Origin of the sequence: Niastella populi (assembly GCF_002078015.1) — a bacterium.
Classification (GTDB): Bacteria; Bacteroidota; Bacteroidia; order Chitinophagales; family Chitinophagaceae; genus Niastella; species Niastella populi.
This window is the reverse complement of the sequence record NZ_LWBP01000219.1, coordinates 1-12,878: the sequence shown is the minus strand read 5'-3', so window position 1 is coordinate 12,878 and position 12,878 is coordinate 1. Positions and strand designations below refer to the sequence as shown.

12 protein-coding genes are annotated in these 12,878 nt (G+C 44.4%); 9 read left to right on the top strand and 3 right to left on the bottom strand.

The window, feature by feature from the left end; all coding sequences use genetic code 11:
* The first annotated feature begins 486 nt into the window (after positions 1-486).
* The 4 genes from A4R26_RS35930 to A4R26_RS28580 all read left to right on the top strand — a co-directional run bounded on the left by A4R26_RS35930 (position 487) and on the right by A4R26_RS28580 (position 1,967).
* Positions 487-612 carry a hypothetical protein gene (locus A4R26_RS35930; RefSeq protein WP_278248455.1) on the top strand — a complete coding sequence of 42 codons (126 nt, stop codon included), beginning with the start codon at positions 487-489 and terminating at the stop codon, positions 610-612.
* Positions 609-785 (top strand): hypothetical protein, encoded by a 177-nt coding sequence (locus A4R26_RS34575; RefSeq protein WP_207625843.1) that lies wholly within the window; start codon positions 609-611, stop codon positions 783-785. The genes A4R26_RS35930 and A4R26_RS34575 overlap by 4 nt, the downstream gene beginning before the upstream one ends.
* Positions 782-961, top strand: a complete 180-nt coding sequence (locus A4R26_RS35505) for a hypothetical protein (protein ID WP_081169959.1) — start codon at positions 782-784, stop codon at positions 959-961. Before A4R26_RS34575 ends, A4R26_RS35505 begins: the two co-directional genes overlap by 4 nt.
* A gap of 508 nt (positions 962-1,469) precedes the next feature.
* Entirely contained in the window at positions 1,470-1,967 is a 498-nt protein-coding gene (locus A4R26_RS28580) for a hypothetical protein (protein ID WP_133054813.1), read from the top strand.
* A gap of 936 nt (positions 1,968-2,903) precedes the next feature.
* Here the strand turns inward: A4R26_RS28580 and A4R26_RS28575 are convergent.
* Positions 2,904-3,791 carry an NAD(P)H-binding protein gene (locus A4R26_RS28575; protein WP_081169957.1) on the bottom strand — a complete coding sequence of 296 codons (888 nt, stop codon included), beginning with the start codon at positions 3,789-3,791 and terminating at the stop codon, positions 2,904-2,906.
* Positions 3,792-3,868: 77 nt separating this feature from the next.
* Between A4R26_RS28575 and A4R26_RS28570 the strand changes: the two genes are divergently transcribed.
* The 3 genes from A4R26_RS28570 to A4R26_RS28560 all read left to right on the top strand — a co-directional run bounded on the left by A4R26_RS28570 (position 3,869) and on the right by A4R26_RS28560 (position 6,135).
* Positions 3,869-4,234: a winged helix-turn-helix transcriptional regulator gene (locus tag A4R26_RS28570; RefSeq protein WP_081169956.1), complete on the top strand. Its 366-nt coding sequence runs from the start codon at positions 3,869-3,871 to the stop codon at positions 4,232-4,234.
* Positions 4,235-4,744: 510 nt separating this feature from the next.
* Positions 4,745-5,245, top strand: coding sequence for a hypothetical protein (locus tag A4R26_RS28565; protein ID WP_081169955.1), 501 nt, complete (start codon positions 4,745-4,747; stop codon positions 5,243-5,245).
* A 389-nt stretch (positions 5,246-5,634) separates the two neighbouring features.
* Positions 5,635-6,135 (top strand): hypothetical protein, encoded by a 501-nt coding sequence (locus A4R26_RS28560; RefSeq protein WP_081169954.1) that lies wholly within the window; start codon positions 5,635-5,637, stop codon positions 6,133-6,135.
* 245 nt (positions 6,136-6,380) lie between these two features.
* On the opposite strand, the gene A4R26_RS28555 is transcribed toward A4R26_RS28560, so the two are convergent.
* Together A4R26_RS28555 and A4R26_RS28550 are read right to left on the bottom strand one after the other, a co-directional pair.
* Complete coding sequence (locus tag A4R26_RS28555; protein ID WP_081169953.1) at positions 6,381-6,992, bottom strand: ATPase; 612 nt, start codon at positions 6,990-6,992, stop codon at positions 6,381-6,383.
* On the bottom strand, positions 6,989-7,231 hold the full coding sequence (locus A4R26_RS28550; protein WP_081169952.1) for a hypothetical protein: 243 nt from the start codon (positions 7,229-7,231) through the stop codon (positions 6,989-6,991). Before A4R26_RS28550 ends, A4R26_RS28555 begins: the two co-directional genes overlap by 4 nt.
* Positions 7,232-7,493: 262 nt before the next feature.
* Here A4R26_RS28550 and A4R26_RS28545 point away from each other — a divergent pair, with 262 nt between their 5' ends.
* Together A4R26_RS28545 and A4R26_RS28540 are read left to right on the top strand one after the other, a co-directional pair.
* Positions 7,494-11,663: a glycosyl hydrolase gene (locus A4R26_RS28545; protein ID WP_081169951.1), complete on the top strand. Its 4,170-nt coding sequence runs from the start codon at positions 7,494-7,496 to the stop codon at positions 11,661-11,663.
* A 594-nt stretch (positions 11,664-12,257) separates the two neighbouring features.
* The gene (locus A4R26_RS28540; protein ID WP_081169950.1) at positions 12,258-12,701 is read left to right on the top strand and encodes a hypothetical protein; all 444 of its coding nucleotides are present in this window, start codon (positions 12,258-12,260) and stop codon (positions 12,699-12,701) included.
* The last annotated feature ends 177 nt before the right edge of the window (positions 12,702-12,878 follow it).

Sequence of the window (12,878 nt, the reverse complement as noted above, 5' to 3'; positions counted from 1 at the left end):
CAGCGTTCCCCTGTCGACGTTTAAATAAATAAATAAACATCAAAGTCATTGTACTATAGTACATTAACGTTCCTAAACCGGGAATTTCGTCAACGATAAAGGAATAAATAATCCCCTGAGGAGGAAATTAATTCACATTGCCACAAAATAGATAAGCAAAAGTTAGTTTATTATGCGATTGGCGTGTAATTTGAACTAAGTTACATTAGTTTTTCAAAGAGTATTTTTGGATTAAAACGGGGGCGGATGTCTATCCAGCCCCTCTTTTAACCCACTCGTTCAAACGATACACTTCAAAATCTTCCGCAAGTTGTAGTAAAGTACACAGTCTTCCGCCTTACTTATGTTATTCTCCCTTTAAGTTTCCATTTAAGTACATCACATTTACCTCGTAATTGCCATAAAGGATTATTAGAATATTATTAGAAAGGTATTAAACGCATCAGTTGGAATATTTGACGTACTTGCTTTTAAACCTTTAATTATATGACTCAACCAACCAATATGAATGTTCGGCTACTGGCCGGCGTTTTTTCTATTTCCCTCCTGTTTACGGCCTGGAATATCGATGGTGTTGACGGCGCCGGTTCAACTACCGGTGCACCGAATTGACAACGCTGACCGAATCCTTTGAATCGGGCACCAAAACTGCCTACACGGCAGGCAACGTTACGCTTTCGTCAGGCTCCCGGAATTTCAACGACGCCTTATCGGTAATTTATCAACCGATAGAAAAAATGGCAGTCAGCGTACCCGTATACGCAACACTGGTAGCCTTACCATGAACTTTAATTTAGCCGATGGCGCATCAATGGTGAATGGTGAATGGTCAATGATGAAAGGGCGTACGCTGTGCGGCTTCATAAGTAATGGCAGGCAGGTTGAGTGGTCAATGGTGAATGGGTGTACGCTGTGCGGCCTTGTAAGTAACGGCTGGCAGGTTGATGGGCGGGTGCTTTAGTTATTGGGTAGAAGCAGGTCATCAGGCTGCTGAAATGTTTAGCTGAAATGCCGGCTGCAGGCCGGTTTCAGGGCATCGATGTTGTTAAAAATGTTAAAGAAAAGTAAAGGGGCGTATAATTTGCCATGGTTATTCACTGTTTTTTTGCGTTGGCTATTACAGATATAACCGGCTGAAAGGCTTGTGTAGCAAGGGTTTTGTTAGTGTGTACAAGGCTTTGCCATAATAAAACAGTGAAAAAGCTTGTTATGATAGGAATTTGCCGCGCTGTACTTTTACATCATCAACAACGGTAGCAGGGAAAGAGGCAGAAGAAAAGAAGAAAGCTACCCGAAGCGAAAGCTTCACTTACATCAGATTTTACCTTTTTTTTCATATGGCAAGCAATCGTTAGAGGTCAGCTGTTTCTACAGTGGACCTTTTTTTTATCCCCCTTGTCCCGCCTAAAGGAAAGTCGTTAATCATTTCAGAGATCATATAAATCAGTTTCGCGGCTAAATAATTATTGATGAGATTCATATTAGTAGCATTGATGTTTATGTTATCATCTGCTGTTTGCACCCGGTACCCAACTCATGCATATTTTATCTGTAGCCGTTCGAATTGCCAGGTTTTCAAAACAGCTAATTTGCCGGATATTGAATTTGTATATGCTCGTTTTTTTCGCCTGGATAGAGAAAAGTCAATTGGCATCGGTTGTAATTTAATTAACAGTAGCGCCGATACCTTACTGTTTGATAAACGCGCGTTTTCCGTTAGCTCGAAATACGCCCAATATGAAGCCGTATCGAGTGAAGGCGCGCCCGGATATTCGGAGTATATTATGCCCGACACGATCAAACTGGCTCCCGGCCGTAAAAAGTACAATTTCATTTTTGCGTTCAGGTCCAAAAATAAAATGTCAAAGAAGGAGTATTCGAATATCCTGTTTCGTGATACTATCACGTTCGGGTACGCCCGGGGTGATCGCTATGACACCGTACTGCAATTGATTGGCAGGGATTAAACGGTTATTTATTTTAAATAGTTATTGCCAATTGTACTATCCTGTACTATCCTGAACGCAGGTGGTAACGATCACACGTAAAATTGGCTGAAATGCAGGATGGTTAAGGGTTTTGCAGTTGTATAGCAGCGGTTGGCGTAATGAAATGACCAAAAAGCTGGTTAGGAATGCGGCGAAACGCGCTGTACTTTTACATCATCAACAACGGTAGCAAAGAAAAAGGCACAGAGGCACGAGGATAAGAGAAGAAAGCTACCCGAAGCAAAGGCTTCACCCAAATTAGATTTTACGTTTTTTTTCATATGGCAAGCAATCGTTAGAGGTCAGCTGTTTCTACAGTGGACCTTTTTTCTTTTTATATCCCCTGTCCCCCGCGGAACCCGGAACTCAGAACTGAATACTTATAGTGCACTATCCTGCACTGTCCTGTTCCTGGTAGTACATGGATTTTATTAGTAAAACTTACAATTAATACAATTTTTATACATGATGCCCGTTTAATATCCGGTAAGCAACAATGATGTTATAGACTGGTAGCCAAATTGCATATGTATTGCAGCGTTAGGCATCATGAATATGTGACAAAGCCGATTATGCAGTGATGGATGCGCATTGTAAATTTGCATCAATAAAAAAAAGGCAATAAGGCATAGAGGCAGAAGAGAAGCACAAAGGCACAAAGGCATAGAGGGCGGAAAGGCAAATACAGGCTAAAGCCGAAAGCAAATACAGCTGCAAAGCCTCAAGTCGCGCGCTTACGAAGCGAACGCTTCAACTCAATTCGATTATAACTTTTTTCATATGGCAAGCAATCGTTAGAGGTCGGCTGTTTCTACAGCGGACCTTTTTTTATGCCCCTGACCCCTGAAGGGAGTGCTGCCGCGCGTTGACTATAATCACTTTTGCGGCTCCTACATGGGCAGAATTATAAAACTTTTATTGGTTTGAATTATATACTGCTGCAAACTCATTAGCGAAATCGGTGAGTTTTGTCTTGCCCGCGAATTCAGGCTGCTTATGGAAATCTTCGAACAGGATGCCTTTGCCGATAGCATGTCCCATTTCAACATACAATCTGGCAATCGAATCGCCCATGCCGGCGCCGGTCATACCGCCCAATAACTGCTCATCGCTGATGGTAACCCATGGCAATTCCGGTTTACCAATAGCAGCGCCTAAAGTTTGTGCTACCTCGGCCATTTTTCGTTCATCGCTGACAATATACTCATGGCTTTTACCTTCAAATGCGGTTTGCAGTTCCTGCGCTGCCACTACCGCAATATCTTTTGGATGTACCATCGATAATTTGCTGTCAGCACTATAATTACTCCCCATGATCCCATGGTTACGGATCACAGCCACATCAAAAAAGAAGTTGGTATAAAAGAAACCCGGACGTAAATGTTTAATGGCCACGCCATCCAGCGTATTCAGTAATTGTTCCACTTCATGCAGCCCGGCGATGGGACCGGTTCCTGCGCTCAAATGAGCGCCAATGCTGCTTAAATTAACGACCCGTTTTACGCCGGAGGCCTTGATCGCCCCGAGGTAGTTCTTACCTGTATCAGCCATATGCTGGCGATAATCGCTTTTAGTAAAATCGGGTGGAACCATCGTGTAAACGGCATCTGCGCCTTTGAATGCATTGGTGAGAAAGGCGGCATCGGTGACAGAGCCAATGGCTGCTTTCGCGCCCAGGGCCTCGATGGCTGTTTGCTTTTGCGGGTTGCTGCTGATAACAGTGACGTCGTGCCCGTTTTTAACAAGTATGTCAACGATGTGTTTGCTGATATTGCCGAGTGAACCGGTTACTGTGTATTTCATGCTTAATTGTTTAAATGTTTCAGCAAAGCTATTTTTGATCTAACTTTATAACAATAGCTTACCCCAAAGTAAGTGTCATGACAAAAGTAAAAGAGCAATCAACCAGGAATCAGAATAAGGGCATTTCCGCAAGTGCCTGTCCCATAACGTATGCAATGAACAAGGTGGGCGGCCACTGGAAGCCTGTTATTTTGTATAACCTGATGGCTGGCCCAAAAAGGTTCAGTGAGCTCAAAAGGGCTATCCCTGCTATTACGGAGAAGATGCTGGCGCAGCATTTAAAACAACTGGTGGGCGATAACCTGGTGGCAAAAAAGGTAGAGCAGCTGATGCCGCCGATCACTATATATACTCTTACCCAGGCCGGTGAATCACTGTCCCCGATCCTGATGGCCATGGCCGACTGGGCGATAAAGGACAGTAAATCCAACCTGGTACCTTAGCGTTGATAGTGGTTGCTCATTGCCTGTTGTTTTTTTTATTCACGCATGCAACCTTACCTACTCACCCTGGTTAATACAGGCAAAACGTTTAATCAACACCTCTTTTTTCATTGATAAAACAGGTGCGGAGATCATAAACAAAATGGGGTGCTTTTCCAGACTGGCCGCGGGTTTTGCATTTATATAGCTTCGTTAGCCATCATGAATTTGTGAAAAAGGTGATTATGCAATAAACGATGCGCGCTGTACTTTTACATCATCAACAACGGTAGCACAGTAAAAGTGGAAAAAGAAAGAGAAGAAAGCTACTACGAAGCAAATGCTTCACCCCAACAAGATCTTACGTTTTTTTTCATATGGCAAGCAATCGTTAGAGGTCGGCTGTTTCTACAGTGGACCTTTTTTCTTTTATACACCTGGTCGCGCCCGGCGGCTCCTCCGCCCGGCATGATTTTATAAACAAACGTATGGTCCTGATTTTATAGAACAATAAACGCTAATAAGTTATTTATGAAATTGTTGTTTGCTGGTTTATTATTTATAGCACCGTATCATTGCCACAGGTACCCCGATCATACGAAATTTATATGTGGCCAGCGGCCTTGTGAAAGTTTCGTGACGGAAAATTCATTGACGATAGAATTTACAGGATCAATTTTATTTTACACTTCGGATAAAAAGAAGTCAATTGCCATTGAGTGTGCTATACATAATAAGACTTCGGATTCCCTGCTGTTTGATAGTCGTGATTTTTCGATCAGCTCGAATAATAGCGAATACGATGTTGTGCCAGGGCGAATGGCAGAAGCGTTTAATGTAAAATCTAAGTCAGACGTTTTCAAAATTGGACCAGGTATAACCAGTTTGGGTTATTACTTTGCTTTCGTCTCACGGAATAAGATGTCTGAAAAAGAGTATAACGATATTCTTTTCAGTGATACTATCAACTTCAAATATTCGGGAAGTAATTATCACGACACCATTTTACAGTTGATTGGATCAAGGTATTAGCCGGCAATATTTCAATAGTTCCACCGGCTGGCCATCGATCTCAGGTAAAATAATTAAAGCCCGTAATCACATAGATTACGGGCTTTAATTATTCTTAATACAGCCTTACCTTGTCCTCATCATGGAATGGCTCAATTTATTGCTACAAACGCCGGTATTAATGTAGCCTTTGGCAATGAAATTACCTGGGGATCCGTTATAGGTGCGGCTGAGGGTGCAATACCGCAGTTCAAAGGCTTTTGAGGTATGCATGAACAATGGATTATAGGAGGTGATTCTGATCAAACGCCAGGAACGAATGAAAATGCCTCAGATAGATTTTACAAATATTTTCGAGACCATATTTATAATAAATTCATAGCTCAGTAACATATTAAAATGCATAAACTATGAAGCTGTTGTTTGTTGGGTTACTGTTTATATTGCCTTTTAATTGTCACCGGTACCCTGATCATGCGCGTTTTATATGCAGTAAGAGGTATTGCCAGAATTTTACAGCAAAAAATCAACTAACTATAGAATTTTCTAATGCACATTTTTTTTACACTTCAGGCAAAAAGAAGTCAATTGCCATTGAATGTGTTATAATTAATAAAAACAGGGACTCATTACTTTTTGACATACGCGATTTTTCAATCAGCTCAAAAAACGGCGAATATGATATTGTACCACGTCAAATGGCCAAAGCGTTCAACGTAAAAACCTTGTCTGATACTTTTAAAATAGCGCCAGGTAGAACCGACGTTAATTATTATTTTGCATTCATATCAAAAAATACCATGTCTGAAAAAAAGTATTATAGTATACTTCTTCATGACACTGTCAGCTTCGAATATGCAAACAGTAACTATCGCGATACCGTTTTTCAATTGGTTGGAAGAGTTGATTAGCCAGTGATTTCTTCAAATAGTTCCACCGGCTGGCATAAGAGAAGGCACATAGGCAACAAGGCATAGAGGCATAAAGGGAAAGGCAAAGAGGCATAAAGGCAAAAGAGGAGAAGGCTGCCACGAAGCGAAAGCTTCACTATAAATCAGATCTTACGTTTTTTTTCATATGGCAAGCAATCGTTAGAGGTCGGCTGTTTCTACAGTGGACCTTTTTTATTTTACGCCCACCCTGAAGTAACTGCTTTTTACGAAATTTTGAAAGTATCGAGAATTGGCTGCACCCAGGCTGGATATTCCTCTGGTATTAAGGAAACTTCACCATTCTCTATATGTAGTATTCTTTTAGGTATTACAACTTTTCCAACCAAAGAAATGCTATTATCTATAATAAGAACTGTATCAAATTCGGTTATGTATTTGTACAGGTTTTTATAACCATGTTCATAATTATATCTGATTGACTCTTCTGTCACTTTATGTCCTCCCAAACGAACACGCCACGCTACTCGTTCTAACGATTCTTCTATTGAAGAAAGTCCCATAAAGACAAAATGTATTTGATATCCTTCTTTCTTAAATTCCCGGGCAGTCTTCATGGGATTCGCTGAGCTGAAGTTGGTTTCAAACGCAAAATTTTGGCGTGAACGAATGACCTTTTTCTTTTGTTCCTCGAATATGTTTTCATTGATATACGACCATAGCGCCTCACTACCCGTTTCGGGATATTTCTTTACCAGTACGGCCATGTGTTTGTCGCCGTCAAAAACTTCCAGTTCTGTTATTGCTAATTCTTTTGAGAAAAGGCTTTTACCTGCGCCGTTTGGTCCTGCTATTATAAAAAGACCGGGATTGTTCATGCTTCCTGTAAAACCTTTATTACAGTTTCTTCAGAATTGTCGGGATTCAATTCTATCAGCTCCTGCCGTCCGTTGGGGTATTTGTGAATGAAATAATTTGGCTTAACGCATAACTCATTCCTGTAAATGATTGGCAGGTTCCTGGCTTTTGCAATTTCCATTTCCTTTTCCAAAACAGCTTTTAACCTGTTTTCCTGTTCTTCAGCGCTTAGTTTAAAAAAAAGTTTCCCGGCTGCCATATCATTTAAAATTATTCTAATCAAATATAACGAATTTAGCCGCTATGGCCTTCATTGTATGGTAAGTGGTTGGTTTTAATTGATTTGTTGACTCGTGTCAACCAGGGAGCTAAGCATTCTTCCCCAAATCCTTTTAGCACCTTTGCAACTCCCCCCATTACCAGTTTGTCCCCCCTAAAATCATAAAACCACCCTCCATCAGAAAAAAAATCCAACGCACCTTGCCCACCTTACAAATTCATTCAACCACAATTGCCTGCCAATGAAAAAAGTTCATGTATGTCTATTATTTTTTCTAACCATATTACCGGTTGCCGCGCTGTTTGCGCAGCAACAACTAACGAATGGTAATATGAGCGATTCCGCGGGGTGGACCGTCTACCACCAGGGTAGCGCATTCCCGGCGTCCTATGCGTTTAACTATACCGCCCAAACGCCGGCGGCCGGGGCAGGTGGATGCCTGCGCATCACCAGTCCCAACCGGACTAATATCCTTTTTTGGCAAAAACTGTCCCTGCAGGTAGGTAAATCCTATGTGGTGAATGGCGCTTTTAAAACCGGTATGGCCGCCAGCTTTTGGTGCGAAATTTATCTGAGCACCATAGCCCCTAATCCCAACGCCGATTATGCCCCAAACAACAACGGCGATGTGGTGCGCGGTTTCAGCACCTGGGCCGGCTGCGGTCCCAATACCGACGGCACCTTCGTAATGAATGGCTGCAGCGGTAAAAAGGTGTTTAAAGTACCGGGAACCGATACCTCGGCATTCGTGGATGTATACTTCGCCATCAAAACCGGTTCTTCCGCAACCACCCTGCCCGCACCGCTCGAGGTGCTGATCGATGAGTTGGAAGTAAGCCTTATCAATGATTATTCCATCCTCTCCACCACCGAGGGCAGCATCGATACAACCAATCATACCCTTATAAACGTTACCCCTGGCAAAACGGTGACACAATTAAAAGGCGCGCTGCAGGTGGCGCCCACCGCAACGGTTGATATTGTGAGTTTGGTAAGTGGCTTACCTGTGGCCATGCAGGACACCGCAAAAGTGTCCGATACCATGGCCGTGCTGGTAAAGGGTTTGAACGGTTCCGGCCAATACCCCATAACGCTGCGCGATGTGGGAGAGAAGAACAAGATCACCAACGTATCGGTTGGTTTGCTTAATCCCCTTAATGCGAGCGTGTGGCTGCCCATCAATTGCAGGGTGGCACAACTGCGATCGGCCATCACCGTATCGCCCCATGCTACTTTTACAATAACAGATACCGGCGGCGTGGCGGCTCCGGTTACGGCCTATATCACCAACCAGATGAAAATTGTGGTGACCGCCGAGAATGGCGCCAGCAAAACGTATTCGATAAAACGCGTACCGCTGCCCATGCTGCCGTTCATTCGCAATAACTATACTGATACGGTGGCTGCCATCACCAACAAAATATTATTGTTGTTCGGTAATGCGCAGGTGACCATCACCGGTGATGCCAACCCGTTAAAAGGCTCCATGCTCGATCTGCGGAGTGAGAACGTATGGTTGTACTTTCCGAATATAAAACCCTCGGTTCTCGCCAATACGTATCTGCCGCAGATAATGGTCGATGGCAAAAAAGCGGTGATCGATAGCAATATTCGGGTAGAACAATACCTGCAGGGAACCATGGTGATCAGTCACCCCCACGATTACAAACCACTACAGGTATATGACGGGTTGAACCGCTCCGGCGCTTCACAGCAGTTGGGAATGTACACGTATAATCGAGCAGGCGAACTGGGCGGCATGCACGATGCCATAAAATCGTTCCGGCTGAAAAAAGGCTATATGGCCACTTTTGCCAAAGACTCTATGGGCACGGGTTACAGCCGCGTATATATTGCCGATAAACAGGATCTTGTTATCGACTCGCTGCCCGCCGGTTTGTACAACGATGTATCGTTTGTTCGCGTACTACCCTGGCGCTGGGTTGCGAAAAAGGGCTGGACGAGCGGACGCGATGCCGCCGAAGCGCTCAATGCCAGCTGGCAATACGACTGGGACAATGTAGCCGTAAGCGGACACAATGTTGAATACATCCCTATGCGGCACAACCGCTGGTGGAATGCGTTCAGCAATATCAATAATAAAAAGAAAAGCACCCATGCGCTTGGGTTCAATGAACCCGAACGTACCGATCAGGCCAATATGAGCATCGACGATGCGCTGGCATTGTGGCCCGAACTCATGCGCAGCGGATTGCGCCTCGGATCGCCTTCACCCAGTGATGGCGGACTCGAATGGCTGTATTCGTTTATCGATCGCGCCGATGCATTGAACTACCGCGTTGACTTTGTGGCCATGCACTTTTATCTGGGCGGACAAACACCGCAACAATTATACAACCGCTTAAAAGCAATACACGACCGTACGGGCCGTCCGCTCTGGATCACCGAATGGAACAATGGCGCCAACTGGACCTGTTGTACGCCCGGTTATGCCGATCAGGCGGAGACCATTGCGAAGTTTTTGAACGTGCTCGATACCTGTTCGTTTGTAGAACGCTATGCATTGTACGAATGGGTAGGCGATACCCGGCGCATGTTCTATAAATCGCCCACCGTACTAACGCCGGCGGGTATGGTATACCGCGATAAAAAATCGCCGATGGCGTATAATGAAGCGATGGCATTCAACAGGCCATATATACCGCCGCCACAGCCGCCTATTGAATATGCCGGCGTGGGCGTTGGGTTCGATTACGGGAAATCATTGTCGGCCGATATCGACAACGATGGCGACCTCGATATTATTTATTCAGGCGTTGATCCCTATGTAGGCGGCATAATGAAAAATGATGGCCATGGCAATTTTACCTCCACGGGTCAAAGTATTCCCGGCATCTATACACCGGGTATAAACGCCGGTGATGTGGATGGCGATGGCGACCTGGATGTGATTGTTGCCGGGTGGGACCGCGCCAATGCCTGGGCGCCCTATGCGCGCCTGTTGCGCAACGATGGAACCGGGTTTTTCACATTGGAAACCATGCCGCAGGTAAATGCGCCGGTGGCGGGTATTGCCGATCTGGACAATAACGGTTACCCCGATTATTTCATGATAGGAAATGGCAATGCCAACAAGTTCTATTTTCAAAACAGTACAGGCGTGCAGGCGCCGGTGAACCGGGTGAACAATGCGATGAACATCCAGGACCCCGATGCCAGCTGGGTTGATATAGACAATGACCAGGATATCGACTTTTGTGTGCAGGCCTGGAACCGCAGCGCATCGCGCCGGTATACACAAGTGTGGAAGAACAATGGGGATGGAACGTTTGCCGAGCAGGCGGTTCCGTTCAAACAAAAACACTGGGGCAGTTCGCAGTTTGCCGATGTGGATGCCGATGGCGACCTCGATATGTTGCTGAACGGCGATGGCGATGGTTACAGCGATGCCGGAAGTCATGATATTTACCGGTTGTACCTGAACGATGGTACGGGTAATTATACAGAGAAAGCTACTTTCCAGAATTACCGCCAAAACTGTAATGGAAAAGGCAGTGCGTTTGTAGACTGGGACAATGACGGCGATTACGACATATTATTAACCGGCCGCAGCAGCAGTGAAGCGCGCGAGGTAACGAATATTTTCCTGAACGATGGAACGGGCGTGTTTACAAAAAGCCCCGAGAGTTTGAATTTACCCGGCATCAATAAAGGCACTATAGAACTGGGCGATTTCGATCATGATGGCAGAACCGATGTGTTGTTGAACGGTTATAGTGGAGCGTATACGCGCAATGTGGCGTTCCTGTTTAAGAACGTAACAATGAATACGAATAATACGCCATTAGCGCCATCGGGTTTACAGGCGCAGGTGGCGGGTGATAGCGTACAGTTGAATTGGACAGCCGGCGCCGATGCCGAAACGCCGGTAAAAGCGCTGAGTTATAACTTATATGTAAAGGGCGCGAACGGGCATTACTATATTTTCCCCAATGCGAATATTTCAACGGGCGTGCGCATGACGAGTTCACTGGGCAATGCCTACCAGAACCTGGGATGGAAGCTGAAAGGATTGCCGCCGGGTGATTATGTGTGGAGTGTGCAAACGATAGATGCCGCGTATGCAGGGAGTGCCTTTGCACCGGAAGGCAGCTTTACCATTGGCGCTACTCAATTGATGACTGCGCGGCAGGCGGCAGCGCCGGCAGCGATGAGTGAAATGGAGCGGGGGGTAGTTATTTATCCTAACCCGGTGAAGGATCAGCTGGTTGTTCAATATGGCGCCGGGGCGCAGATTGTGGTACATGATGTAATGGGGAGGGTGGTGCATGTTGCGCGAATGACAGGCGCCGTGCATCGGATAGATGTAAGTAAGTATATGCAGGGGACGTATTTCATCCAGGTGAAGCGTGGTGGGGAGGTTGTTACGAGGAAGATTGTTAAGGAGTAGTTGACGAGTTGACTGGTTGTTGACAGGTTGGCTAGTTGATGAGTTATTTATAAAGTATTAAGACCAATACCATAGTTTCCGAATCCTGTACTCCCGACTAACGTAGTCCCGCCACGAAATGTGAGCGGGACTTTTTTATACCTGTATGGGTAGCGTTGCGTGCCTGCATTGCAGGTATAATTTCCCGGCCGTATTATTTTTTATTTTCATAGATTTTTTATATTTACAAATCAATTCTCCCACAACTCCCGCCCTTATGTAAGCGCCCGCTCTGATTGGTAAGGATTAGTATTGTTATTTGTACGCAAACTATAATCTTTTACCATGGATAATAACTTCGACGACAACACCCGGAATTCCCCATTTGAAAGAGGCAAAAGAAAGGCTGTTTTAAATGCTGCTACATTAAAATGAATTCTGCCATTTGTTTCGTCTTAATGAGGAAGAAACACGCGATATTATACAATTCATTCCTCCTGATGTTAAGCTTAATCAAATTTCTATAGTTCTATTAAATAATTTCCCTTCTATGTAAACTTTTCTCTCTGATTGGTAGCTATTAGTAACAGTATTTTATCACTAAAAGCTTTTAACATGGAGATGGTCGAATTTTTTAACTCGCCCGAAGCGCGGGCACAGGCTGAAAAAAGTAAGAAAAAGGCGCTCGAGTCAATTGCGAGGCTTAAGCCTGGTGAAGCGCCTTATTTTGTTGTTAACGGGTTACCGTATCTGACCGCCGAAGGTATTGAGATCCTTAAGCAACGAGCCATGGAATGGTTCGATGAATTTCCACTTGGCGAACCAATGTATGCAAGGAATGACAAGTATCAGTTTGTTATTCATACCAATCAGGTAGCTGAATTGCTTGGATGTGGAATACGCAAAGCCCAAATGATATTAGCCAGTAATCGGGCAATACTTGGCAAAGAGAAGAACGATTTTATCAGTGTGAAAGAGTTTTCCAGACTAATCAAGCAGGATGAAGAGGACATACGCAGAGCCTTGCGCGACATTGGACCTGATCACTCAATTGAATAACTACGTTTTTTTGTAAAATTAGATTTTTAAAAGGCTAATGCCTTCCGGTTGGAAAGTGATTCCAACCGGAAGGCATTTTTGTTTAATTCCATACATATGCTGATATGCCATTTTCATATGAAAATGGTACTCCACCATATGAAAACACCATGTTTTCATATGAAAATGGTACGCTAT